Raw genomic sequence first — 20776 nt, forward strand, 5'->3', positions numbered from 1 at the left:
CGGCACGCCCCGCCCGGCCCGCGACATCCCTCGGACCTGCGGCGGGACCGCCACAAGCGGCCCGGCATGATCCGGACGAGCGGTCCTGGCGGTCCACGGTCCTAGCGGTCCAGCAGCCTGGCGAGCTCGGTCCTGGACCTGACCCCCAGCGCCGCGAACACGTTGCGCAGGTGGTGGTCGACCGTCCGCGGACTCACCGAGAGCCGCACCGCCACCTCGCGGTTCGTGGCACCCTCCGCCACACAGCGGGCGATCCGCTGCTGCTGCGGGGTCAGTCCGGCGAGCGGCCCCGCCCCGCCCTGGTCGGGCACGTCCACCGCTTCCCCGGCCGCCCGCAGCTCCCCGCCCGCCCGGTCGGCCCAGGCGCGGGCCGAGCAGCGTTCGAAGGCGACCAGGGCGTCGCGCAGCGGGCCGCGGGCCTCACGGGTGCGGCGCCTGCGCCGCAGCAGCTGGCCGTGGAGCAGTTGGGTGCGGGCGCGCTCGAAGTCGCCGCCCGCACGGTCGTGGTGGGCCAGAGCCTCCTCGTACCGCGCGGCGGCCTCCTCCTGCGGTGCCAGGAGGGCCCGGCAGCGCGCCAGTTGGGCGGGGGCCTGCGGGTCGGTGGTCCGGGAGGTCCACAGTGCGAACTCCTCGACGGCCTCGGCCAGGCCGTCCGTGCCGTCGTCGGCCCGGCCGGAGAGGGCCACCGCCTCGATGTAGCAGGGGATGGCGAGCATCCGGACGGCGAAGTGCCCCATCCGCGGTCCGGGCCGGACCAGTGGCCCGAGCCGGGCAGCCGCCTCGCCGGGCCGTCCGGCCGCGAGGTCCGCGCGGGCCACCGCCCAGGTGGCGAGGGTCGCCGCCTGGGTCAGGCCGTGCGGACCGGCGCCGGCCAGTGCGGCGTCGGCATGGGCCGCGCATGCCTCCGCGGGCCCTTCCACCGAGGCGGCGAGCGCCAGTACGGCGTGCAGATGGGTGGCCGCGTTGGGCTGCCCCGTGCGCCGGGCGGCATGCAGGCCCTCCAGTGCGTGGGCACGGGCCCTGGCGTGCCGTCCGGCCCGCAGTTCGGCGTACGCGAGGTTCTCCAGGGCGTGCGGCAGCAGGGCCTCGGGCCCACGGGTGCGTACGGCGGCGAGCGCACGGGCTCCCGTCCGGCAGGCCGCGTCGACCTCGCCGAGCACCAGGGCCGAGACCGCGGCCCTCAACAGCTCGTCGGGCTCCTCGGCACGGTCCGCCCCGTCCAGGCAGCACCGCAGCAGGGCGTGGCCCGCGACGGTGCGCCCGCCGAGTACGGCGCACATCCCTGCGCGGTACTGGACCGTGGCCCGGTCGGCCGGGGCGACGGGGATGCGGTTCATGGCGTCCAGATAGGCGATGGCGTCCCCCATGGCCCACGCGGCCTCCGCAGCGCCGAACAGGGCGTCCAGGGTGCGGCGCGGATCGTGCGGCGCGAGCAGTGCCGCCGCGTTCAGGAGCGCCTCGCGCGCATCGGCCGCCGGTCCGTCGCGCAGGGCGAGCATGCCGCGTACGTAGGGTGCGACGCCCCCGGCGGGGTGGGCGCCGACGCGGGCCAGCATGGCGCGGGCACGGCCGGTGTCGCCTGCGAGCCGGGCCTGTTCGGCGGCGGCCGCGAAGAGCGCGCCGCGCTGCGCGTCGTCGGTGGAGAGCGCGGCGGCGCGCGCGAGCGCGGCCGACCGTTCCGCGTGCGGGCGGGGGGCGACGGCCGCCGCCACGAGTTGCCCGGCGAGTGCGGTGTCGGGCCCGGGTGCGGCGCAGGCCCTCTGGACGAGCGCCGGCAGCGGGGGCGATCCGGGCCCGGTGAGCAGGGTGGCGAGCAGCTCGTGCACGGCCCTGCGCCGGGCCGTCGGCGCCCTGTGCAGGACGGCGCGGCGCAGCAGCGGGTGGCTGAAGTGCACGCGGCTGCCCGCTCGTTGGAGTGCACCCGCGCTGCCCGCGGGCGCGAACAGGACGCGGTCCAGATGGGCGGGGACCAGCCCGGCGCGGGCTCCGGCCCGCAGCAGCAGGGCGGCGTCCGCGCCCGCCCCGTCGGGTTCGTGTTCCTCCGCGGCCGCGGCCAGCAGCAGGAGGGTGTGGGTGTCCGGGTCGAGTCCGTCGAGATGGGCGGCGTGGGCGTCGAGGACGCTCTCGCCGCCGGGCAGCGGGTAGGGCAGCGCGGTGCGCCCGGCCAGCTGGTCGGCGGTCAGGCGGCCGACGAGGCCGGCGAGCAGCCGGGGGTTCCCGGCCGCTTCGCGCAGGAGTTCGCTGCGGACGACCGGGTCGACGTCGCCCGTGGCGTCGGTGAGCCGGTCCAGGAGTGCGGCAGCCGCGTCGTCGTCGAGCGGGCCGAGGCGCAGGGCGGGCAGTCCGGCGAAGGTGGTCTCGTCGGCGGCGCCGATCACCACGGCGACCCGGCTGCCCGCGCCCAGTCTGCGTGCCGCGAAGCCGAGCGCGGCCCGCGAGTCGGGGTCCCAGGCGTGGGCGTCGTCCACGCAGACCAGCAGCGGCCGTTCGGCACCGAGGCCGCGCAGCAGGCCGAGCAGGCCGCCGGGGGTGATGCCGGTGCGCAGGACGCGGTCGGGGGAGACGGCCAGCGGGCCCTGCGCGGAGCAGAGCAGGGCGTGCAGTCCGCTGTAGGGCAGGCGTTCCTCGGCGGGGGCGGCGGAGGCGTACAGCACGGGCCCTTCGCATCGTGCGAAGTAGTCGGCTGCGGCCCGCCGCAGGAGGGCGGTGCGGCCCAGGCCGGGGGGCGAGGTGAGCACGAGTGCTCCACCGTCCCCTGCCCGCAGCCGCCCCAGGAGGGTGTCCAGGATGGCGAGTTCACCGCTGCGGCCGTACAGCCGGAGCGGACTGTGCACGGTCGTCGTTAGGGTCACGCTCTTCACGTTACTTCCGCGTAAACAGCGTCGGAAGGTTCGCGTCCGCTCCCCCGCCCGGGGCGGCCCGTAGCGGTGCGGGCTCCCAACAGAACGCGGTGCGGGCTGTGCGGGGGCACAGTCCCGGGCCGGTGTGCCGCACCCGCCCGTAACGTCGGTGCATGACTGATGAATTCCGTACACACGACGGTCTGACCCTTCGGTACTGGTCCTGGTCCGGGAGCCCGGCCGGCGCACTGCCCCCGGTGGTGCTCCTGCACGGCTTCGCCGCCCATGCCCGGCTGAACTGGGAGGGCCCCGGGGTCGTCGAGGCACTGGTCGCGCAGGGCCGCCGGGTGTACGCCCTGGACGCGCGCGGTCACGGCGACTCGGACAAGCCGCACGGCGACACGTACTACGGCGAGTCGCTGATGGCCCGTGATGTGCGCCTGCTGATCGACCGCATCGGCGCGGAAAGGGTGCATGTCGCGGGCTATTCCATGGGTGCCGTGGTGGCGCTGCTCACGGCGGCCGACGACACGCGGGTCAGCCGCCTCGTGGTCGGCGGGATCGGTGCGGGCGCGGTGGAGGTGGGCGGTCTGGACACCCGTGCGATGCCTCCGGAGCTGGTGTCCGCCGCGCTCACCGCCGAGGACGTGTCCGATGTCCCGGAGCGGACACGGGCCTTCCGGGTGCTGGCCGACGTGTCGGGCTCGGACCGGTTCGCGCTGGCGGCGCAGATCCGTTCGGTGCACCGGGACGCGCTGCCGCTGGACCGGATCAAGGTCCCCACGCTGGTCCTTGCCGGGGAGGACGATCCTCTCGCGATACGTCCCGGGGTGCTGGCCGACGCGATCGCCGGGGCGGAGCTGACCGTGCTGCCCGGCGACCATCTGACCGTCGTACGGGATGCGGGTTTCGCCGGGGCCATCACCCGGTTCCTGTCCGAGGGCTGAGGCCCGGGCAGCACGACGAGGGGCCGGACCGCGGTACGCGCGGCCCGGCCCCCGTCGTCCCCCCGTCGGTTACGAGGTGTGCGGGCAGTTGCCCCTGTACTCGGCGATCGTCAGGCTGGTCGACGGCAGCGGGCACAGGAACTGCTCGTAGCGGGTGTCATTGTCGATGAAGCGCTTCAGCCACGAGATGCTGTACTTCGCGATCGTCGTGTTCGACGAGTTCGGGGTGAAGTGCGTGGCTCCCCGCAGCTCCAGGTACGCCTTGTCCAGCGAACTCGGCAGCGAGTTGTAGAACGGCTCCGAGTGCGTGGCGACGGGGGCGATCGTGTCGCCGTCCGCACCGATCACCAGCGTCGGGGTCTTCACCTCGGGCCAGGACTTGTCGGTGTTCCAGCCGGTCAGCGGGATCGCCGCCTGCAGCGACGGACGGTCCTTCGCGGCCTCCAGCGTGCCGCCGCCGCCCATGGAGTGGCCCATCACACCGAGCCGGGAGGCGTCGACCCGGCTGCGGACCGAACTGTCCTCGGTGAGGTAGTCCAGCGCGGCGAGCAGCTGGTCACCACGGCTGGCGGGCTGGTCCAGGGTGGTGTTGGTGTCGATGGTGAAGACGACGAAGCCCTGCGAGGCCAGGCGCGTTCCCAGCCAGGCGATGCTCGACTCGTAGGCGGTGAAGCCGGGCGAGATGACCACCGCGCCGAAGGTGCCGTCGGAGGTGGTCGTCGGGTAGTAGATCGTGCCGCCGCCGAAGCCTCTGACGCTCAGTGAGGAGACAGAGGTCTGGGACGTCGCGTACGAGCCGCGGAGGGCTTCGATACTCGAGTTGCTCGGTGCGGGACCGCGCTCGTACGGGTTGGCGGCGGCCTGCGCTCCGCCGGGGATGAGCGCGGTGACCAGACCGGCCGTGGCAGCAGCGGCTGCCAGGCCGAGCCTGATGGTGCGGGAGCGGCTCTTCGACATCCGGTGGCGGCGCGGGGAGATGTCGCCGGAGGGGAGGTGCTGCTGCACTGGGGATCCTCTCGGTTGTGGCGGAACCACCGCGACAGCCGACGGCCCCTCGTCCGGGGGCCTTCGGGGGGTGCACCGCGTGGGTAGCGCCGTCATTCGCTGACGTTCGCCACTTTCGCGGTGCACCCCCTGAGCGCACATCGGCGATATCACCGGTCTTCGTGACGGGCTGCCGGCGGGCGGGTGCGGGCAGCACGAAGGGCCGGGCCGCGTGACGCGGCCCGGCCCCTGGTCCTGTCGGTCAGGAGGTGTGCGGGCAGTTGCCCTTGTACTCGGCGATCGTCAGGCTGGTCGACGGCAGCGGGCACAGGAACTGCTCGTAGCGGGTGTCATTGTCGATGAAGCGCTTCAGCCACGAGATGCTGTACTTCGCGATCGTCGTGTTCGACGAGTTCGGGGTGAAGTGCGTGGCTCCCCGAAGCTCCAGGTACGCCTTGTCCAACGAGCTCGGAAGCGAGTTGTAGAACGGCTCCGAGTGGGTGCCGACGGGGGCGATCGTGTCGCCGTCCGCACCGATCACCAGGGTCGGGGTCTTCACCTCGGGCCAGGACTTGTCGGTGTTCCAGCCGGTCAGCGGGATCGCCGCCTGCAGCGACGGACGGTCCTTCGCGGCCTCCAGGGTGCCGCCGCCGCCCATGGAGTGGCCCATCACACCGAGCCTGGAAGCGTCGATCCGGGTGCGGACCGAACTGTCCTGGGTGAGGTAGTCCAGCGCGGCGAGCAACTGGTCACCACGGCTGGCCGGCTGGTCCGACGTCGTGTTGGTGTCGATGGTGAAGACGACGAAGCCCTGCGAGGCCAGGCGCGTTCCCAGCCAGGCGATGCTCGACTGGTAGGCGGTGAAGCCGGGCGAGATGACGACCGCACCGAAGGTGCCGTCCGAAGTCGACGTCGGGTAGTAGATCGTCCCGCCGCCGAAGCCCCTGACGCTCAGCGAGGACACGGTCGTCTGGGACGTCGCGTACGAACCGCGGCTTGCCTCGATACTCGCGTTCGTCGGAGCCGGACCACGCTCGTAGGGGTTCTCGGCGGCCTGGGCACCCGGCATCAGAGCGGTGACCAGACCGGCCGTGGCTGCCGCGGCGGCGACGGCGAGCTTGATGGTGCGGGAGCGGCTCTTCGACATCCGGTGGCTGCGTGGGGAGATGTCGCCGGAGGGGAGGTGCTGCACGAGGGGGGTCCTCTCGGTTGTGGCGGAGCCACAACGCGGCAGCCTTCGGCCCCGTCGTCCCGGGCCTTCGGGGTGCACCGCGTGGGTACCGCCGTCATTCGTTGACGGTCGCCACACTCGCGCCGCACCCCGTACGCACACATCGGCGAGATGGCCGGTCTTCGGGACCGGCCCCTCTGCGCCCCCGGGTCAGCGGACCGGGTGTCCGGCCTCCCGGAGAGCACCCTTGACCTCGGAGATCCGCAGGTCACCGAAGTGGAAGACGGACGCGGCCAGGACCGCGTCGGCACCCGCCTCGATGGCAGGCGGGAAGTCGGACAGCCGGCCCGCACCACCGGAGGCGATGACGGGGACGGTGACGTGCGCCCGTACGGCCTTGATCATCTCGGTGTCGTAGCCGTCCTTCGTACCGTCGGCGTCCATCGAGTTGAGCAGGATCTCGCCCGCGCCGAGCTCGGCCGCCCGGTGGGCCCACTCGACGGCGTCGATGCCGGTGCCCCTGCGGCCGCCGTGCGTCGTCACCTCGAAGGTGCCCTCGGGGGTGCGGCGGGCGTCGACGGAGAGCACGAGCACCTGGCGCCCGAAGCGTTCGGCGATCTCCCGGATCAGCTCCGGGCGGGCGATGGCCGCGGTGTTGACCCCGACCTTGTCGGCCCCGGCCCGCAGCAGCTTGTCCACGTCGTCGGGGGTGCGGACACCGCCGCCGACCGTGAGCGGGATGAAGACCTGCTCGGCGGTGCGCCGCACCACGTCGTACGTCGTCTCCCGGTCGCCGCTGGAGGCGGTGATGTCGAGGAAGGTCAGCTCGTCGGCGCCCTCGGCGTCGTACAGCTTGGCCATCTCGACCGGGTCGCCCGCGTCGCGCAGGTTCTGGAAGTTGACGCCCTTGACGACGCGGCCGTTGTCCACGTCCAGGCACGGGATGACCCGTACGGCGAGCGTCATCGCTCACCTGCCCGGTAGGCCTCGACCTCGACCTCGACGACCAGGCTGGGGTCGACGAAGCCGGACACGATGATCATGGAGGCGGCGGGGCGCACGTCGTCGAACAGCTCCTTGTGGGCGCGGCCCACCTCGTCGACGTCCCTGGCGTGCGTGATGTACATCCGGGTGCGGACGACGTCCTCGCGTCCCAGGCCGGCCTGCTTCAGCGCGTCGAAGGCGACCTGGAAGGAGGTGACGGCCTGCTCGTACGGGCTGCCGGCCGAGATCTGGCCGCCCACGACCGAGGTGCAGCCGGAGACCAGGACGAGGCCGCCCGGGAGCTCCACCGCGCGGGAGTAGCCGAACTTCTCCTCCCAGGGGGCGCCGGAGGAGATGCGGCGTACGGAGTCCGTCATACGGAGACCGCCTCCAGTGCCTCCTCCAGGGTGAACGCCTTCGCGTACAGCGCCTTGCCGACGATCGCGCCCTCGACGCCTTCCGGGACGAGCAGGGAGATCGCCCGCAGGTCGTCCAGCGAGGAGACGCCGCCGGAGGCCACGACGGGCTTGTCGGTGGCGGCGCAGACGTTCCTCAGGAGCTCCAGGTTGGGGCCCTGCAGGGTGCCGTCCTTGGCGATGTCGGTGACGACGTAGCGGGCGCAGCCCTCGGAGTCGAGGCGGGCGAGCGTCTCGTAGAGGTCGCCGCCGTCGCGGGTCCAGCCGCGGCCGCGCAGTGTCGTACCGCGGACGTCGAGGCCGACCGCGATCTGGTCGCCGTGCTCGGCGATGACCTTGGCGACCCACTCGGGGGTCTCCAGGGCGGCGGTGCCGAGGTTGACCCGGCGGCATCCGGTGGCGAGGGCCGCGGCGAGCGAGGCGTCGTCGCGGATGCCGCCGGAGAGCTCGACCTTGATGTCCATGGCGCCGGCCACTTCGGCGATCAGCGCGCGGTTGTCGCCGGTGCCGAAGGCGGCGTCCAGGTCGACGAGGTGCAGCCACTCGGCCCCGGAGCTCTGCCAGGCGAGGGCGGCTTCCAGCGGCGAGCCGTAGGAGGTCTCGGAGCCGGACTCGCCGTGTACGAGGCGGACGGCCTGGCCGTCGCGGACATCGACGGCGGGGAGCAGTTCAAGCTTCGGCATTACAGCGTCTCGATCCAGTTGGTCAGCAGCTGGGCGCCGGCATCGCCGGACTTCTCGGGGTGGAACTGGGTGGCCCACAGCGCGCCGTTCTCCACGGCCGCCACGAACCGCTCTCCGTGCGTCGCCCAAGTGACCTTGGGGGCACGGATCTTGGCGTTGGTGACTTCGAGGGACCAGTCGTGCGCGGCGTAGGAGTGCACGAAGTAGTAGCGGGACTCGGGGTCGAGTCCGGCGAAGAGCTGGGAGCCCTCGGGGGATTCGACGGTGTTCCAGCCCATGTGCGGGACGACGTCGGCCTTGAGCGGTCCGACGGTGCCGGGCCACTCGTCGAGGCCCTCGGTCTCCACCCCGTGCTCGATGCCGCGCTCGAACAGGATCTGCATGCCGACGCAGATGCCCATGACGGGACGGCCGCCGGACAGCCTGCGGCCGATGATCCATTCGCCGCGGGCCCGCTTCAGCCCGTCCATGCAGGCCGAGAAGGCGCCCACGCCGGGGACGAGCAGCCCGTCGGCGTTCATCGCGCGGTCGAAGTCGCGGGTGATCTCCACGTCCGCGCCGACATGGGCGAGGGCCCGCTCGGCGGAACGCACGTTGCCGAAGCCGTAGTCGAAGACGACGACCTTCTTGCTTTCGCTCACAGTCCTGCCCTCAGTCCCAGATTCCCTGGATCCGCATGATGCCTGCGACCAGGCACATCACGGATCCGATCCCGAGAAGCACGACGACGCCCTTGGGCATCCCCTGCTTCCAGAAGGAGTAGACGCCGCCGGCCAGGAAGAGGCCGACGACGATCAGCACGGTGTTGAGGCCGGTCACAGGGCGCCCTTCGTGGACGGAAGAATCCCGGCTGCGCGCGGGTCGTGCTCGCTGGCGTACCGCAGGGCGCGCGCGAGCGCCTTGAACTGGCACTCCACGATGTGGTGGGCGTTGCGGCCGTACGGGACGTGGACGTGCAGGGCGATCTGCGCCTGTGCGACGAAGGACTCCAGGATGTGCCGGGTCATCGTCGTGTCGTACTCGCCGATCATCGGCGCCATCTTCTCGGGCTCGGTGTGCACCAGGTACGGGCGGCCGGAGAGGTCGACGGTGACCTGGGCGAGCGACTCGTCCAGCGGGACGGTGCAGTTGCCGAAGCGGTAGATGCCGACCTTGTCGCCGAGCGCCTGCTTGAAGGCGGCGCCGAGCGCGAGCGCGGTGTCCTCGATCGTGTGGTGCGAGTCGATGTGCAGGTCGCCCTCGGTCTTGACCGTGAGGTCGAAGAGGCCGTGGCGGCCGAGCTGGTCGAGCATGTGGTCGTAGAAGCCGACCCCGGTCGCGACATCGACCTTGCCGGTGCCGTCGAGGTTGATCTCGACGAGCACGGAGGTCTCCTTGGTGGTCCGCTCCACCCTGCCTACGCGGCTCATGCGTCGTGCTCCTTCTTCAGTTCGCGCACCGCATCGAGGAACGCGTCGTTCTCTTCCGGGGTGCCCGCGGAGACCCGCAGCCACCCCGGTACGCCGTTGTCCCGGACCAGGACGCCCCGGTCGAGGATCTGCTGCCAGGCGGTGTGGCTGTCGGCGAAGCGGCCGAACTGGACGAAGTTGGCGTCCGAGTCGGTGACGGCGAAGCCGAGCTCCCGCAGGCCGTCGACCAGCCGGTCGCGTTCACGCTTGAGCTGCGCGACGTACCCGAGCAGCGTATCGGTGTGCTCGAGGGCGGCGAGCGCGGTGGCCTGGGTGACGGAGGACAGGTGGTACGGCAGGCGCACCAGCTGGACGGCGTCGACGACGGCCGGATCGGCGGCGAGGTAGCCGAGGCGCAGGCCCGCGGCGCCGAACGCCTTGGACATGGTGCGCGAGAGCACCAGGTTCGGGCGGCCCTCGATCAGCGGCAGCAGGGAGGGGTGGTGGCTGAACTCGCCGTACGCCTCGTCGATGACGACCATCGAGGGACGTGCCGCCTGGGCGGCGTCGTACAGAGCGAGGACGGTGTCCGCGTCGACGGCGGTGCCGGTGGGGTTGTTGGGCGAGGTGATGAAGACCACCTCGGGGCGGTGCTCGGCGATGGCCTTCTTCGCGGCCTCCACGTCGATCGTGAAGTCCTCGTTGCGCGGTCCGGAGATCCAGCCGGTGCCGGTGCCGCGTGCGATGAGGGCGTGCATCGAGTACGAGGGCTCGAAGCCGATCGCGGTGCGCCCGGGGCCGCCGAAGGTCTGCAGCAGCTGCTGGAGCACCTCGTTGGAGCCGTTGGCCGCCCAGACGTTGGTGTACCCGACTCCGTGCCCGGCGGTGCGGGTGAGGTAGCGGGCGAGCTCGGTGCGGAGCTCCACGGCGTCGCGGTCGGGGTAGCGGTTGAGGTTCCGGGCGGCCTCGCGGACGCGCTCGGCGATGCGGTCGACGAGCACGTCGGGGAGCGGGTAGGGGTTCTCGTTGGTGTTCAGCCGGACCGGTACGTCGAGCTGGGGCGCGCCGTACGGGGACTGGCCGCGCAGCTCGTCGCGGATGGGGAGGTCGTCCCAGGCGTTGCGCGTGGCGCTGTCGTTGCTCACTGCTGCGGAACCTTCCAGCCGAACCTGGCCTTGAGCGCGGCGCCGTGGGCGGGGAGGTCCTCCGCCTCGGCGAGGGTCACGACGTGGTGGGTGACCTCGGCGAGCGCGTCACGGGTGTAGTCGACGATGTGGATGCCGCGCAGGAAGGACTGCACGGACAGGCCCGAGGAGTGGCAGGCGCAGCCACCGGTGGGCAGGACGTGGTTGGAGCCGGCGCAGTAGTCGCCGAGGGAGACGGGCGAGTACGGGCCGACGAAGATCGCACCGGCGTTGCGGACCCGGTCGGCGACGGCGGCCGCGTTCTCCGTCTGGATCTCCAGGTGCTCGGCGGCGTACGCGTCGACGACCTTGAGGCCGTCCTCCAGGTCGTTGACCAGGACGATCGCGGACTGCCGGCCGGCCAGCGCGGGTTCGATCCGGTCCGAGACGTGCTTGGTCGCGGCGACCTGGGGCCGCAGTTCGGCCTCGGTGGCGGCGGCCAGCTCCTCGGAGTCGGTGACGAGCACCGCGGCGGCCATCGGGTCGTGCTCGGCCTGGCTGATCAGGTCGGCGGCGACGTGCGCCGGGTCGGCGCTCGCGTCGGCGAGGATCGCGATCTCGGTGGGTCCGGCCTCGGCGTCGATGCCGATGCGACCCTTGAGGAGGCGCTTGGCGGCGGCGACGTAGATGTTGCCGGGGCCGGTGACGAGGTTGACCGGCAGGCAGTCCTCGGTGCCGTACGCGAACATCGCGATGGCCTGGGAGCCGCCGGCGGCGTACACCTCGTCGACGCCGAGGAGGGCGCAGGCGGCGAGGATCGTGGGGTGCGGCAGCCCGCCGAACTCCTTCTGCGGCGGGGAGGCGACGGCGATGCCCTCGACGCCGGCCTCCTGGGCCGGGACCACGTTCATGACGACGGACGAGGGGTAGACCGAGCGCCCGCCCGGCACGTACAGCCCGACGCGCTCGACGGGCACCCACTTCTCGGTGACCGTGCCGCCGGGGACGACCTGGGTGGTGTGCGTGGTGCGGCGCTGCTCGCGGTGGACGAGGCGGGCGCGGCGGATCGACTCCTCGAGCGCGGCCCGTACGGCGGGGTCGAGCTGCTCCAGCGCCCCGGTGATCGTGGCGGCCGGGACCCGGATCGAGTCGAGCCGCACGCCGTCGAGTTTCTCGCCCCACTCGATCACTGCCGCGGAGCCACGATGGCGTACGTCCTCGCAGATGGGCCGCACCGTCTCCAGGGCGGCTTCCACGTCGAACTCGGCACGGGGCAGCAGGTCGCGCAGGGCGCCGCCCTCGGGGAGGGCGGTACCGCGCAGATCGATTCGAGAGATCACCCCGCAATTCTCTCAGACCGGTTCCGGCGTCCGGTCGTCCGTATCACTGGCTGATACATGTCCCGGCTGTCACAGCTGACTACTAGCGTTCACGTCGTCACACAGAGGGAAGAACGGTTGTACGAAGCGCGGGACCAGCTGCGCAGGCGGAGGTATTTCAGTGACCGAGCCGCACGACGGCGACATCCCGGACGGACTCAGCGCGGCGGAGCTGGGCATGTGGCAGTCCTTCCGGAACGGCACCACCTACGATCTGCGCTCCCACGACGCGATGCGCGACGATCCGTTCGCACCGCACCTCTGGGGGCCGGAGCGGAGTGTCGGCGCCCGGACGGTGGCGCGGCTGCTGCTCAGCGGGCCGCCCGCGCGGCCGGGGCGGGTGGCCGCGCTGAAGCTCCGGGGCGTGCGCATCACGGGAAAGCTGGACCTGGCGGGCGGCCGGGTCGCTCCGTACGTGGAACTGACGGGTTGCCGCTTCGAGCAGGAGGTCGTGCTGCCCGAGTGCCATTTCACGACGCTGCGCATGGTGGGCTGCGCGGTGCCGAGACTGGACGCCGCCCGGCTGCACACGGAGGGCGACCTGCATCTGCCGCGCTGCCGGGTCGACCGCGGCATCCGGCTGACCGACGCCCAGATCGGCACGGATCTGCTGATCAGCCAGATCAGCGTCGGCCCCGACCGGCGCGGCCGCGCCTTCGTGGGCGACGGGATGTCGGTGGCGCAGGACCTCCAGGCGGAGATGATCGAGACACGTGGTGAGCTCAGCCTGCGCGGGGCCAAGGTCGGCGGCTCGCTGAGCCTGCGGGGCAGCCGGCTGCGCGCGACGGACGGGCGGCGGGCGCTGAACGCCCCGCAGCTGAGCGTGGAGCGCACGCTGTACATGACCGAGGCCTGGGTGAGCATCGACACCGGGAACCAGGGCACCACTCCCCCGTTCGGCATCATCCGGGGCATCACCCCCGCGCGCGGGACCCGTGCGCAGGTCTTCGAGTGCAGGGGCGCCGTACGGCTCGACGACGGGCGTTTCGGGGACGCGGTGGATCTGCACAAGGGCCGGTTCGTACTGGCCCCGCACGAGGAGCTGTCGCTGCGCCGGATCGTCACGCCGGAGCTGCGCTTCAACGCGGAGCGCCCGCAGGAGGGCCGGGTCGTCCTGAACGGCGCGCGGGTCGTCACGCTGATCGACCTGTCGACCAGCTGGCCCGGCCCCGGCGGGCTGGCGATGGGCGGTTTCGTCTACGAGAACCTCGTCCCCTACGGCCACTTCCCGCTCTCCCGGCGCCTGGAGTGGGTGCAGGCAGCGACGCCGGAGTACGTACCGGAGCCGTACGAACGCCTCGCCACGGTGCTCCGCAACTGCGGCGAGGACGCGGATGCCCGCGAGGTGCTGCTCGCCAAGCAGCGGCGCCGGCGCGAGACGCTGCCGCCCGCGGCCCGGCTCTGGGGCTATCTGCAGGACTGGACGGTGGCGTACGGCTACCGGCCGGGGCGGGCCGCCGTGTGGATGGCGGTGCTGTGGGCGGCGGGAGCGGTGGCCTTCTCGCAGTACCACCCGGCGGCCATCAAGGCGGAGGAGCATCCCCAGTGGAACGCCCCCCTGTACGCACTGGATCTGCTGGTGCCGGTGATCAATCTCGGACAGGACGGCTACTGGCGCATGGAGGACGGCTGGCAGTGGGCTGCGGCGGTCCTCGTCATGCTGGGGTGGATATTGGCCACGACGGTGGCGGCGGGCGCCTCCCGGATGCTGCGCCGCGGCTGACCGGATGACTTCTCCGATCCGGCCGGATCTCCGGCGGACACAGTGATCGAAAGGTCTGTCGAGCCACGGCCGCACGGTCGGTTCTTCACAACAGGACAGTCGGATTCAGGCCAGCCGCAGCTGTTTCCTTTGCCCTTTCTTGACCCCCTCCAGGGCAACCCTCCCACTCCCTACAGAAGCTTCACAGTGGCCCTCTGGCGCGGCCCCGACCAGGGCTTTTCAATGGTCTGCACCATGGCTTCCCTCCGCGCGATGCTGACTTCCGCGTGCACGCTCCGACGCGGCCCCCGGCTGTCCGCCGGGCTGCCCGCCGACGACGCCGTGCTGCTCGACGCGCCCGACGAGCGGCTGTCGCCCGCTCTGGTGGCCGCCGCCCTGGGAGAGTTCGAACCCGCGGCCAAGCTCCTCGCCACCACCCGGGACGCCGCCGAGTGGGAGACCCGCGACCGCTGCCTCGCCCGTCTGGTGGCCTTCGCCCGCAACCGCGACGGCTGGCTCACCGACTGGCTGGCCGCCGCGCCGCGCGACCCGGACGCCCTGCTCGTCAAGGCCGAACTGGCCGTACGCCGCGCCTGGGAGTCCCCCGCCCACGCCGAACTGCTGCGTGAGGTGGCCCCGCTCATCACGGCGGCGGCCGAGGCCGATCCCCGCGACCCGGTGCCGTGGCGGCTCGCCCTGGACCACGCCCGTGGCACGCACGCCACCCACACCGTCTTCGAATCGCTGTGGGAGCAGGCGGTACGGCGCTCGGCGCACCACTACGGGTGCCATGTCGCCGCGCTCCAGTACCTCTCCGCCGCCTGGTACGGCTCGCACCGCGAGTGCTTCGACTTCGCCGAGCGGGCGGCGGAGGACGCCACGCCGGACTCCCTGGTTCAGGCGCTCCCCGTACGGGCCGCCTTCGCGCTGCTGCACGACGAGAGGGCCGAGCGGCGGACGAACTCCGTGCAGGAGGACCGGATCGACGCGGCGGCCGATCTCGCGATCTCGCTGTCCGCCGCCTATCCGCCCGGCGATCCGTGGCCCGCCGAGGTCCGCAACCTCCTCGTCCATGTGCTGGTCGCAAGGGGGCGATGGGAGGAGGCGCTGGAGCAGTTCGAGCTGATCGGACGGTATGCGACGTCGTTCCCGTGGGCGTCGGTGTCCGACGATGCGCTCAGTGGATTCCTCGACGCGCGAGCGGATGTGCGGCTCCGGGTGGCCTCTTCCACGCCCTTGCGCGGCCGGGCCGGACACGGCGGGCTCCGCGGCCATTAGGCTTGACCGTTGTGACCACCGCTCGTCTCCCCCTGTTCCCGCTGAACGCGGTGCTGTTCCCCGGCCTCGTGCTGCCTCTCAACGTCTTCGAGGAGCGTTATCGCGCCATGATGCGCGAGCTGCTCGAGATCGACGAGGACGAGCCGCGCCGCTTCGTCGTGGTCGCGATCCGCGACGGCCGCGAGATCGCCCCCACGGCCACCGGGATGCCCGACGCGGTCGCCGCGGCCGGCCCCGTCGAGCGCGCCCCGGCGGACGGCTTCGGCCCCGACCCGATCCAGAGCTTCCACCGGGTCGGCTGCATCGCCGACGCGGCGAAGATCCGTGAGCGCGTCGACGGCAGCTTCGAGGTCCTCGCGACCGGCACCACCCGGGTCAAACTCCTCTCCGTCGACGCGAGCGGCCCGTATCTGACGGCCGAGGTCGAGGAACTGACCGAGGATCCGGACGACGAGGGGGCGGACAGCGGCGACACCAAGGCCGCCGAGGAGGCCGGCGCGCTGGCCGAGGGCGTCCTGAGGGCCTTCCGCAGCTACCAGAAGCGGCTTGCCGGGGCCAACGAGCGCTCCCTGACGACGGGTGCGGACCTGCCGGACGATCCGTCCGTCGTCTCGTACCTGGTGGCCGCCGCGGCCGTTCTCGACATCCCGTCGAAGCAGCGGCTGCTCCAGGCCCCCGACACCGCGACCCGGCTGCGCGAGGAGCTGACGCTCCTGCGCAAGGAGACCGCAGTCATCCGTCATCTGCCGTCGCTGCCCGCGATCGACCTGACCCGCGGACCCACGCACCCCAACTGACCCGAGGACCCTGCCGGTGGCGAAGAAGGCCAAGAAGCAGCAGCAGCCCGGCGGCACCCCGGCCACGGTCGCACTGACCGCGGCGGGCACCGCGTTCACGGTCCGCTCCTACGATCACGACCCGGCGTCCCCGTCGTACGGCGAGGAGGCGGCCGAGGCGCTCGGCGTCGCGCCCGACCGGGTGTTCAAGACCCTGGTCGCCGATGTCGACGGCGAACTGGTCGTCGCGGTCGTCCCCGTCGCCGGGTCGCTGGACCTCAAGGCGCTGGCATCGGCGGTGGGCGGCAAACGGGCGGCGATGGCGGATCCGGCGGCGGCCGAACGCACGACGGGCTATGTGCGCGGCGGCATCTCTCCACTGGGCCAGCGCAAGCGGCTGCGTACGGTCATCGACGCCTCGGCCCGCACGCACGCCACGATCTGCGTGTCGGCGGGCCGGCGGGGCCTGGAGGTCGAACTGTCGGCGGACGACCTGGCCGTACTGACGAACGCGGTACTGGCCCCGATCGGCCGCGGGTAGCTCCTCGGCCCCTCCGCCTGCCGGGGCCGCACCGCTACGACTGCTTCGGCCCCTCCGTCGTCCCGCCGTCGGGCCACTGCCCTCCGGCGGAACCGGGCGCGGGGCCGGAAGCGGGACCGGCGGCCGGCCAGTCCGTCCCGTACCCGTCCTCCCACTCCGGCTCGGGGTCCCGCGGCCCGAACAGCGCCGTCAGACCCAGGTGCACGGCCATCGCCGCAACCGGCCAGGCGAGCATCCCCGCCCCCACCGCGTGCAGCTCCAGCGGCGCGTCGAACGTCACGCCCTTGCCGACCTCCTTGGCATGGGCGACCACATCCGACGTCGGCCCGAACCACGTACCGATCCCCCACGCCAGCAGAGAGCCGAGCAGTCCGCCCAGGGCGAGCGAGACCACCAGCGCGATCCCTCCGCTCCTGCGGAAGAGGAAGACGGCGGCCGCCGACACGAGGCCGAACGCGAGCGCCAGCAGAACGAACGTACCGTCCGCCCCGATGGCCTCCTCGCTCTCGCTGTTCTTGAGGAACACCGCCGTGTCGTCGGAGACCAGCGGCACGCGAGGCGCCAGCCACAGCCACAGCAGCCCGAGTGCCACACCGGCCACCGTCAGCAGCCCGGTGACCACGGCGGCCCGCCGCACATCGGCCACGAGATCGGTCCCGTGCAGCGGCTCCTGGCCGCCGGGCGCGGCATGGGATCCCGACGGCGTGGCCTGCCAGGGATCATCGGACGGGGGCTGGTGAGGCGGCGTCAACGGTGCGGTCACGCTGCCATCGTGCCAGGCCCCCCGGCGCGCCGCCTCACCGGACCGCCGGCAGGGCTACCGGACCGCCGCGCGCCGGTACGCCCAGGTCGCCACGGCCAGCGACAGGACACCGACCACCGCGCACACCCCGAGGTCGAGGGCGACGACCGCCCAGTCCGGGTGGGCGTCGAAGGACCTGGCCAGCGCCTCGACCCCGTACGTCGACGGCAGCAGGTCGCGGGCCCATCCCACCGGCCCCGGCAGCCGGTCGGCCGGCAGCACGCCGAGCAGCAGCGCGGCGGACATGCCCAGCTGTCCCAGCAGGGTCGCGAGCTCCTGCCGCGGCGCCAGCAGCCCGAGCGCGGCGCCGAGCCCCGAGAGCGCGGCCCCGGACAGCGGAATGACGGCGACGAGCACCCACAGGTGGGTCATGGGCAGCCCGAACAGGACGCTCCCCGTGACGGCTGTGACGATCGTGCCGGGCACGGTGAACGAGGCGTACGCACCCGCAGCGCCCAGCACCACCGCCGCGGGCGGCACCGGCAGCGTGGCGTAGTGGTCGAGACCGCCGTCCGCCCGCAGCCGTCCGAAGTACTGGGCCAGCAGGTTCAGCGCCACGAAGGCCACGACCAGCACGCTGGAGCCCGCGACCACGGCCCGCGCCTCGGCGCCGCCGTCGACGACGCCCCGCATGAGCACCATGATTCCGATGGACTGGAACGTCGCCACGAAAAGCAGCGGAATCCGGGCGACCCTCGCCCGCGACAGCTGCGCCCGGTACACGGCGGCCAGCGAGGGCAGCAGCCGGGCCCGCGGAGCGAGCGGGGCCGGGGTGGTACGGGCGGCCCGGGCCGCATCCGTCCGTCCGGCCGCCGGCCTGGACACCTTTTCCGCGGACTCCACAGGAAGGATGCTCGTCACCTGGCGCTGCTCCCCTTCGTCACGTTCATGATCACGCCTTCACCAGTCCCTCGGCCGCCCTGGCCGCATCCCCGCCCAGCGCCAGATAGACGTCCTCCAGGCTGGGCGTGGCCAGCGTGAAGTCGTCCAGCGAGGAGAACGCCGCCCCGCCGGTCACCGCGGCGACCGCGGCCCGTGCCTCGTCCGGCCCCAGCCGCAGCACCCAGCGACGCCCGGACTCCTGGGCGGAACCACGTAGTGCGGCCACCTCGGGAACGTCCAGGGGCGCCCTCTCGCGCCACACCAGCTCGACCCGGACCTCGCCGGCCACCTGCTCCTTGAGCCCGGCCGGGGTGTCGCAGGCGATGACCTTGCCGCGTTCCATGACGGCGACCCGGTCGAGCACGGTCTCCGCCTCGATCACATTGTGGGTCACGAGCAGCACCGTCGCGCCGTTCTCGGCCCGGCGCCTGTCGACGGCGGACCACACCGCACGCCGGGCGACGGGGTCCATGCCCGTCGTCGGCTCGTCGAGGACGAGGACGGGGCGCTCCCCGACCAGGGCGGCCGCGAAGCAGGCGAGCCTCCGCTGGCCGCCGGACAGGTTCCTCAGGGGCCGCCCGGCAAGTTCGGTGAGGCCGAGTTCCTCGAGTACGGCATCGCGTTCGGCCCGCGCCGCCCGCACCGGCAGGCCCCTGAGCCGCCCGGTGGTCTCGGCCGCGAGGGACACCGTCAGCTCGTCCAGGGCGGTGGACTCCTGCCCGAGGTACCCGATGAGCCGGGAAGCGCGCTCGGGGTGGCGTACGAGATCGTGCCCCAGCACCTCGACGCTGCCGGAGTCGGGGCGCATCAGCCCCGTGAGCTGGCGTACGAGCGTGGACTTGCCCGCACCGTTGGGTCCGAGCAGCCCGAAGATCTCGCCGCGGCGGACATCGAGGCTGATCCCGTCGGTGGCCCGCACCTCGGGGGTGCCGGCCCGGCCGCGTCGGCCGCGGACGGCGGGATAGGTCCTGACCAGATCACGCACCGCGCACACGGTCCCGGTCCCGGTCTGTGCCTGTGCTGTGCCCGTACTCACGAGGTACGAGAGTACGGGGTCGGATGCCCCGTAATGCGCCCGGGGGCAAGCAGGGCCCCGCCGCTGCCGCCGCGCCTACTCCGCGACGGGGGCAGGCTCCGCGGCGGCCCGCACATCGATCTCGCGCCAGAAACCCGCCCGGATGGCGTAGCGGTCGTGCTCGTCGATCTGGTCGTCCTTGTGGGCGAGCAGCCCGAACCGTGCCGCGTACCGCAGCAGTTCCCCGTCGATCCGGTGCGGGATGCGCGGGTACATGGTGGCGAGCTTCTGCAGGTGGACGGTCTCGGGCAGCCGCTCCATCCAGCGCCGGGCGAAGACCTGGCCGACCTCGAAGGGGTCTCCGCCGACGGTGGTGATGTCCTCCTCCCGGTCCGCCCAGCGCTGCTCGGCGCTGGTGAGCTGGGCCAGGGTCGGCAGGGACGCGGTCTCCGCGGGTTCGCCGAGGGGTCCGCCGCGCTCCACCCAGCCCCTGTCGGACGACCAGCGCAGGGTCGCGTTGGGGACGGGAGGGTGTACGGGGTGCTGGGCGGCCTGCGAGCCCGGGGCACGCAGGCTGGCCAGGTCCTTGGGGGTGGGAACGCCTTTGTGGCCGGCGGCGGGCGGCGGATGTGCGGCGGCCTCGCCCACCGGTGTGCCGTTGCCGTTGCGGGCCGCGGCGGCCTGGGCCTCCGACGCCCGCTCGGCCGAGGCGGCCAGCGCGGCCTCGGGCAGCGGCGCGGAGAGGATCGCGGCGATCTCCGGGCGCGGGACGGGCGGCGGGGCGCACACACCGCCGGTCTCCTTGGCCCGTACGGCCTTGGTGATCCAGGCCCGGTCGAGCACCCGGCGTTCGTCCGCCTCGGCGACAAGGTCCTCGGACTGGTTGTAGTCGCCGTCGGCGGCCTGGACGGCCCAGAGGTGGACGGCCACGCCGTGTTCCTTGGCGGACATCAGTCCGGGCAGCAGGTCGCCGTCCCCGGTCACGAGGACCACATCGGAGCAGGCGCGGTTTCTGGCCAGTTCGGTGAGCTCGGCGTGCATCGCCGCGTCGACGCCCTTCTGCGCCCACCGGCCGTCACTGCGGGTGAGGGCCCCCAGCCGAACGGTCACCCGCGACATCACCCGGAGCCGGCGGTGTTCGGGCTGCGGTACGCGGTCGGGGGCGCCGTCGAACCAGTAGATCCGGAGCAGGGGCTGTTCCGTGTCGGCCTCCGCGCGTTCGCGCAGTCCCTGGATCAGGGCGGCGTGGTCGACGGTGATGCGGGAACGGGCGGGCTCTCCGGCCAGCAGACTCGCGGCTGCGCCCAGCAAGTAGCCGGCGTCCACCAGGACGACGCAACGGTCCACGCGTTCCACCCTCTTCCAGGATTTCGGGAACGGATCAGCGGACCGGGTCGTGGGGGGTGGGTCCGCTCGCTCGGGGTTCGCTTACTCAGGGTTTCCTTCGAGTCTGCCCGACCGTACGAGGGTTAAGGTCCGGAACTCGATCATCGGCGTGGCGGATCCGGGAAACGGCGCATGATACCGCCCGGACTACGCTGGGTAATGATCCAACATGCGGCTTATGGGGTGGTATGTGAGTCTGGCATCGGTCCTGGCCCCGAGATTCCCCACAGGAGGCATCACCATGGCCAAGAACAAGAACCGTAAGCAGGGCAGCCAGCACGACCGCGCGTCCGCCGCGGAGCGTGGTGCGGAGGAGGCGAAGTCGACGGCCTACGAGTCGCAGACCCAGCCGCAGTCGCAGGCCCAGGGCAGCCCTTCGGATGTTGCCCGTAAGCACCAGCGGCGCTTCGGCCACAACTGACGGTTCCTTAGGGCCGACAGGCCGAGAGGGGCGCCCCCCCCCCGGGGGGGGGGGGGG

Annotated in this window: 21 protein-coding genes; 6 read left to right on the plus strand and 15 right to left on the minus strand. The window is 72.7% G+C overall.

Going from position 1 to position 20776, the window contains the following annotated elements; translation table 11 throughout:
• Nucleotides 1-101: 101 nt before the first annotated feature.
• Nucleotides 102-2852 carry a LuxR C-terminal-related transcriptional regulator gene (locus tag ACFQ6X_RS17325; RefSeq protein WP_383182278.1) on the minus strand — a complete coding sequence of 917 codons (2751 nt, stop codon included), beginning with the start codon at nucleotides 2850-2852 and terminating at the stop codon, nucleotides 102-104.
• A gap of 161 nt (nucleotides 2853-3013) precedes the next feature.
• Here ACFQ6X_RS17325 and ACFQ6X_RS17330 point away from each other — a divergent pair, with 161 nt between their 5' ends.
• On the plus strand, nucleotides 3014-3787 hold the full coding sequence (locus tag ACFQ6X_RS17330; RefSeq protein WP_383182280.1) for an alpha/beta fold hydrolase: 774 nt from the start codon (nucleotides 3014-3016) through the stop codon (nucleotides 3785-3787).
• Nucleotides 3788-3856: 69 nt separating this feature from the next.
• On the opposite strand, the gene ACFQ6X_RS17335 is transcribed toward ACFQ6X_RS17330, so the two are convergent.
• The 10 genes from ACFQ6X_RS17335 to hisD form a co-directional block, all read right to left on the minus strand.
• A complete protein-coding gene (locus ACFQ6X_RS17335) occupies nucleotides 3857-4792 on the minus strand; it encodes an alpha/beta hydrolase family protein (RefSeq protein WP_383182282.1) in 936 nt (311 codons plus the stop codon).
• A 241-nt stretch (nucleotides 4793-5033) separates the two neighbouring features.
• On the minus strand, nucleotides 5034-5918 hold the full coding sequence (locus tag ACFQ6X_RS17340) for an alpha/beta hydrolase family protein (protein WP_383182335.1): 885 nt from the start codon (nucleotides 5916-5918) through the stop codon (nucleotides 5034-5036).
• Nucleotides 5919-6152: 234 nt separating this feature from the next.
• Complete coding sequence (gene hisF / locus ACFQ6X_RS17345; RefSeq protein ID WP_329212074.1) at nucleotides 6153-6908, minus strand: imidazole glycerol phosphate synthase subunit HisF; 756 nt, start codon at nucleotides 6906-6908, stop codon at nucleotides 6153-6155.
• Nucleotides 6905-7303, minus strand: coding sequence for a RidA family protein (locus tag ACFQ6X_RS17350; RefSeq protein ID WP_383182285.1), 399 nt, complete (start codon nucleotides 7301-7303; stop codon nucleotides 6905-6907). Before ACFQ6X_RS17350 ends, hisF begins: the two co-directional genes overlap by 4 nt.
• Nucleotides 7300-8025, minus strand: a complete 726-nt coding sequence (gene priA / locus ACFQ6X_RS17355; protein WP_329212070.1) for a bifunctional 1-(5-phosphoribosyl)-5-((5-phosphoribosylamino)methylideneamino)imidazole-4-carboxamide isomerase/phosphoribosylanthranilate isomerase PriA — start codon at nucleotides 8023-8025, stop codon at nucleotides 7300-7302. The genes ACFQ6X_RS17350 and priA overlap by 4 nt, the downstream gene beginning before the upstream one ends.
• Nucleotides 8025-8666: an imidazole glycerol phosphate synthase subunit HisH gene (gene hisH, locus ACFQ6X_RS17360; protein ID WP_351170820.1), complete on the minus strand. Its 642-nt coding sequence runs from the start codon at nucleotides 8664-8666 to the stop codon at nucleotides 8025-8027. The genes priA and hisH overlap by 1 nt, the downstream gene beginning before the upstream one ends.
• A gap of 10 nt (nucleotides 8667-8676) precedes the next feature.
• The gene (locus ACFQ6X_RS17365) at nucleotides 8677-8844 is read right to left on the minus strand and encodes a hypothetical protein (protein ID WP_014045382.1); all 168 of its coding nucleotides are present in this window, start codon (nucleotides 8842-8844) and stop codon (nucleotides 8677-8679) included.
• Complete coding sequence (gene hisB, locus ACFQ6X_RS17370; protein ID WP_031098999.1) at nucleotides 8841-9434, minus strand: imidazoleglycerol-phosphate dehydratase HisB; 594 nt, start codon at nucleotides 9432-9434, stop codon at nucleotides 8841-8843. Before hisB ends, ACFQ6X_RS17365 begins: the two co-directional genes overlap by 4 nt.
• Entirely contained in the window at nucleotides 9431-10558 is a 1128-nt protein-coding gene (locus ACFQ6X_RS17375) for a histidinol-phosphate transaminase (protein ID WP_383182287.1), read from the minus strand. Before ACFQ6X_RS17375 ends, hisB begins: the two co-directional genes overlap by 4 nt.
• Nucleotides 10555-11877, minus strand: coding sequence for a histidinol dehydrogenase (gene hisD, locus ACFQ6X_RS17380; protein ID WP_383182289.1), 1323 nt, complete (start codon nucleotides 11875-11877; stop codon nucleotides 10555-10557). The genes ACFQ6X_RS17375 and hisD overlap by 4 nt, the downstream gene beginning before the upstream one ends.
• A gap of 160 nt (nucleotides 11878-12037) precedes the next feature.
• Between hisD and ACFQ6X_RS17385 the strand changes: the two genes are divergently transcribed.
• The 4 genes from ACFQ6X_RS17385 (at nucleotide 12038) to ybaK (ending at nucleotide 16213) form a co-directional block, all read left to right on the plus strand.
• Nucleotides 12038-13639, plus strand: a complete 1602-nt coding sequence (locus tag ACFQ6X_RS17385) for an oxidoreductase (RefSeq protein ID WP_383182291.1) — start codon at nucleotides 12038-12040, stop codon at nucleotides 13637-13639.
• Nucleotides 13640-13861: 222 nt separating this feature from the next.
• Complete coding sequence (locus ACFQ6X_RS17390) at nucleotides 13862-14896, plus strand: hypothetical protein (protein WP_383182293.1); 1035 nt, start codon at nucleotides 13862-13864, stop codon at nucleotides 14894-14896.
• Nucleotides 14897-14907: 11 nt separating this feature from the next.
• Nucleotides 14908-15693 (plus strand): LON peptidase substrate-binding domain-containing protein, encoded by a 786-nt coding sequence (locus ACFQ6X_RS17395; RefSeq protein WP_383182295.1) that lies wholly within the window; start codon nucleotides 14908-14910, stop codon nucleotides 15691-15693.
• A 16-nt stretch (nucleotides 15694-15709) separates the two neighbouring features.
• On the plus strand, nucleotides 15710-16213 hold the full coding sequence (gene ybaK, locus ACFQ6X_RS17400; RefSeq protein WP_383182297.1) for a Cys-tRNA(Pro) deacylase: 504 nt from the start codon (nucleotides 15710-15712) through the stop codon (nucleotides 16211-16213).
• Between the two features lie 34 nt (nucleotides 16214-16247).
• On the opposite strand, the gene ACFQ6X_RS17405 is transcribed toward ybaK, so the two are convergent.
• From ACFQ6X_RS17405 to ACFQ6X_RS17420, 4 genes are all read right to left on the minus strand, one after another.
• Nucleotides 16248-16976: an ABC transporter permease gene (locus ACFQ6X_RS17405; RefSeq protein WP_383182299.1), complete on the minus strand. Its 729-nt coding sequence runs from the start codon at nucleotides 16974-16976 to the stop codon at nucleotides 16248-16250.
• A gap of 54 nt (nucleotides 16977-17030) precedes the next feature.
• A complete protein-coding gene (locus ACFQ6X_RS17410) occupies nucleotides 17031-17876 on the minus strand; it encodes an ABC transporter permease (RefSeq protein WP_383182301.1) in 846 nt (281 codons plus the stop codon).
• Nucleotides 17877-17907: 31 nt separating this feature from the next.
• Nucleotides 17908-18891: an ABC transporter ATP-binding protein gene (locus ACFQ6X_RS17415; RefSeq protein ID WP_383182337.1), complete on the minus strand. Its 984-nt coding sequence runs from the start codon at nucleotides 18889-18891 to the stop codon at nucleotides 17908-17910.
• Nucleotides 18892-19008: 117 nt separating this feature from the next.
• Nucleotides 19009-20268: an NYN domain-containing protein gene (locus ACFQ6X_RS17420; RefSeq protein ID WP_383182303.1), complete on the minus strand. Its 1260-nt coding sequence runs from the start codon at nucleotides 20266-20268 to the stop codon at nucleotides 19009-19011.
• Nucleotides 20269-20539: 271 nt separating this feature from the next.
• Here ACFQ6X_RS17420 and ACFQ6X_RS17425 point away from each other — a divergent pair, with 271 nt between their 5' ends.
• Nucleotides 20540-20719 carry a hypothetical protein gene (locus ACFQ6X_RS17425; protein WP_329212048.1) on the plus strand — a complete coding sequence of 60 codons (180 nt, stop codon included), beginning with the start codon at nucleotides 20540-20542 and terminating at the stop codon, nucleotides 20717-20719.
• Nucleotides 20720-20776: the final 57 nt, after the last annotated feature.

The organism is Streptomyces sp. NPDC056452 (assembly GCF_042796085.1).
Classification (GTDB): domain Bacteria; phylum Actinomycetota; class Actinomycetes; order Streptomycetales; family Streptomycetaceae; genus Streptomyces.

Excerpts from the sequence above, each read along its gene's own strand:
- ACFQ6X_RS17330 (WP_383182280.1), top strand. The coding sequence starts at position 3,014 with ATGACTGATGAATTCCGTACACACGACGGTCTGACCCTTCGGTACTGG.
- ACFQ6X_RS17340 (WP_383182335.1), bottom strand. The coding sequence starts at position 5,918 with ATGTCGAAGAGCCGCTCCCGCACCATCAAGCTCGCCGTCGCCGCCGCG.
- hisF (WP_329212074.1), bottom strand. The coding sequence starts at position 6,908 with ATGACGCTCGCCGTACGGGTCATCCCGTGCCTGGACGTGGACAACGGC.
- ACFQ6X_RS17350 (WP_383182285.1), bottom strand. The coding sequence starts at position 7,303 with ATGACGGACTCCGTACGCCGCATCTCCTCCGGCGCCCCCTGGGAGGAG.
- priA (WP_329212070.1), bottom strand. The coding sequence starts at position 8,025 with ATGCCGAAGCTTGAACTGCTCCCCGCCGTCGATGTCCGCGACGGCCAG.
- hisB (WP_031098999.1), bottom strand. The coding sequence starts at position 9,434 with ATGAGCCGCGTAGGCAGGGTGGAGCGGACCACCAAGGAGACCTCCGTG.
- ACFQ6X_RS17390 (WP_383182293.1), top strand. The coding sequence starts at position 13,862 with ATGGTCTGCACCATGGCTTCCCTCCGCGCGATGCTGACTTCCGCGTGC.
- ACFQ6X_RS17425 (WP_329212048.1), top strand. The coding sequence starts at position 20,540 with ATGGCCAAGAACAAGAACCGTAAGCAGGGCAGCCAGCACGACCGCGCG.